Origin of the sequence: Finegoldia magna, assembly GCF_018371055.1 — a bacterium.
GTDB classification, from domain to species: Bacteria; Bacillota; Clostridia; order Tissierellales; family Peptoniphilaceae; genus Finegoldia; species Finegoldia magna_I.
Genome location: NZ_JAGYZD010000221.1, coordinates 1 through 2719 on the forward strand (window position 1 = coordinate 1; position 2719 = coordinate 2719).

The 2719-nt window shown below is 30.5% G+C and carries 3 protein-coding genes; all 3 read right to left on the minus strand.

Annotated features, from left to right (window positions below; all coding sequences use genetic code 11):
* Positions 1-81: 81 nt before the first annotated feature.
* On the minus strand, positions 82-1077 hold the full coding sequence (locus KHW44_RS08225; protein WP_304068300.1) for an RnfABCDGE type electron transport complex subunit D: 996 nt from the start codon (positions 1075-1077) through the stop codon (positions 82-84).
* A gap of 274 nt (positions 1078-1351) precedes the next feature.
* Positions 1352-2404, minus strand: coding sequence for a lysylphosphatidylglycerol synthase transmembrane domain-containing protein (locus tag KHW44_RS08230; RefSeq protein WP_304068303.1), 1053 nt, complete (start codon positions 2402-2404; stop codon positions 1352-1354).
* A gap of 128 nt (positions 2405-2532) precedes the next feature.
* Positions 2533-2719 (minus strand): DUF5915 domain-containing protein (locus tag KHW44_RS08235; protein WP_304068306.1); only part of this gene is annotated, 187 nt, incomplete at its 5' end.

Below are 2719 nucleotides of genomic sequence, written 5' to 3' on the forward strand. Positions count from 1 at the left end.
TGATTTAACAAAGCCAACGCTAATGTCAAAACTAGTGTCAATCCCAACATAAAAATTACTGGATATACGACTGATTTTTTCTTAGCCATTAACCTTGACCTCCTTATTTGATTTTGCTTTTTTATTAGCTTGAACTTTATTTACACAATAATCAATTATTGGTTCAAAAGTGTTACCAATAAGAACTGCAAACATAACACCACCTGCAAATAATGCAAATCCTCTGATAATTACAGTTACAATTCCTATTATGAAACCATAAATCCATTTACCAATTGGAGTCTTAGCTGCAGATACAGGATCTGTTGCCATGAATACAGTACCGAATAAAAATCCTCCCATTAACATTCCATAAATAGGATTAGGAACAGAAGTTACACCCATTGCGTTAAAAATTAAACTTAATACGCAAAAACCTAGTACACTTCCTGCCATAATTTGCCAGCTTGCAACTTTTTTATAAATCAAATAAATTGCTCCAATAATAATCAAAACTTTGCAAGTCTCTCCGATAACTCCAGGAATTTGTCCCAAAAGCATAGTCGGGATTGTTTCAAATGCTGAGTTAACTTTGAAGGCTGTCATTGGAGTTGGTTGTGTCATAGAGTCCAATGATTGAGTTAAGTAAGTTCCAAATCCTCCTGGAAAACTACCTACAGCTTTGTTCCAATAAATAGTCATTTGTTGAGGAAAATTAACATAAATAAATACACGAGCCACTAAGGCTGGATTGAAAACATTTTTTGCAAATCCTCCAAAAACCATCTTCCCGAAAAATATACCAAACGCTATACCAACCGCTGAAATCCAAAAAGGAATTGATGGTGGTAATGTCATTGTATACAAACAGGAAGTGACAATAGCTGCTTCAGATATTTTGTTTCTTTTGAATATCTTAGCATTAGCCAAATATTCGACAAGGCATGCAACTATTATGTTTAGCAAAAACAAAGCTAACACTCTTAGGCCATAAAAATATATTGCCACTAAAGCAATCGGCAAAAGCGCAAACATAACAGGATGCATCATTTTTTGTTTCATAAAATACTTATTATAAAACTCTTTCAAACCTTTCACCCCTTATAAAAATTTTTTATATATAAAACCCATAAAATACGGATTTATTTTTATTACTAAAAGCTTTTCATTATGTACTAGAAAAAATATTTCTTTTATTTATCATATCATAAAGAGCACCAAAATCAATGATAAAATTTGTTATTTTTAATAAGTAGAATATCTTATGCCAAAGATATTGACCATATATAATATACCCATTTAACCATAAAAATAATTATCTCAGATAATTTTCTTAAATAAAAAAATCGACCTAAATTAATAGGCCGATCTGTTATTCTTGATTAAATTTTATAAGACTTTTGTTTTTCTGAAAATTTTTGCGATTAGTTTTCACCAGCAAAAAGTAAAGTCCTGCAAAAGGCACCGCCAAGTAGAATGTAACAAATCTATTGATTGCCATTATACTGAAGGCCAAAGATTTTGGCATAAAAGAAGAATACACAAGCATCATGCTTCCTTCGATAACTCCTACCCCTCCAGGAATATGAACACTTTCAAACGAAATTGTAACCACCGCTTGGATTAGAACAAGAGTCATAAAATTATATGAATTCAATCCAAATGATTTGTACAAAATTGCAGGGATCGCAAACGAAAACAAAAGCATTGGAATTGAAATGCACAATAATTTTGCAAAAACTTTTTTGTTATTAATCAAAAATTTTCCGAAATTTTTGTGTTCTTCTATGGTTTTTGTAATATCTTCTTCAGATTTGCTGAATCGTTTAAGAAGCTTAAATTTGGAAAATATCGTGTTGAAAAATCTGATTACTCTAGCCGCCAATTCGCTATCAAACATCAAAAATCCTATTCCGATTACCAGTACCAATTGACACGCTATTCCATATATAACCAAGTACTTAAACTCAGAAATCGACGCAATTTTTCCTACTAATCCAAAAATCATTGCTACAAAGAAAATAATTACCATGGACAAATGATAAATCCAATTAAAAGAAAGTAGTGAATTGATAGTAGTCAATGAATCAATGTTATCCGTTCTCATTGTGTGGTATTGCAATGGTTGACCAAGGCTACCACCTGGGGATATCATACTGAAAAAATAATCCGTAAATGTATATCCAAAGCACCTTTTAAATGATACATCATAACCTTGTATACTTAGAAGATATTTATACGATATAGCTTCCAATAGAAAAAACATAAACATGGTCATAACACATGCTGCTATGAAAACTGGTCCTATTTTTTTTATTACATCAAAAGCATCATCTGCTCCAATTTTATTTTTTATGAAAAAAATTACTCCTACACTAAATGCAAATACTAAAATTGCTCTTAAAATCGTGTTTTTGTTCTTCATGTTACACCTCATCTGATAAAAGTATACCATTAGTGTAATACAGTTTGCAATTAGTTTTTTTCATTGTTGCTTTTTTGTATACTTTTGAAAGTAAAAAACCTACCGAAATAAATCAGTAGGCTAATTAGTTATTTTCTAATAACTTCAATTTTAACATTTTCTCCATTCAAATCAACATCTTCCCCGTCCACATTTTCATCAATAATAATGTCAACTGTTAATGTTTCATCTTTTATGAAGTCTTCATATTGTTCAATTGCTTTTTTAATATCATCTGTTGGCTTGATTTTGATGATGATATTATCTAATACATCA

Bases quoted from the DNA above. Each gene is read 5' to 3' on its own strand.
- KHW44_RS08230 (WP_304068303.1), bottom strand. From the start codon at position 2,404: ATGAAGAACAAAAACACGATTTTAAGAGCAATTTTAGTATTTGCATTT.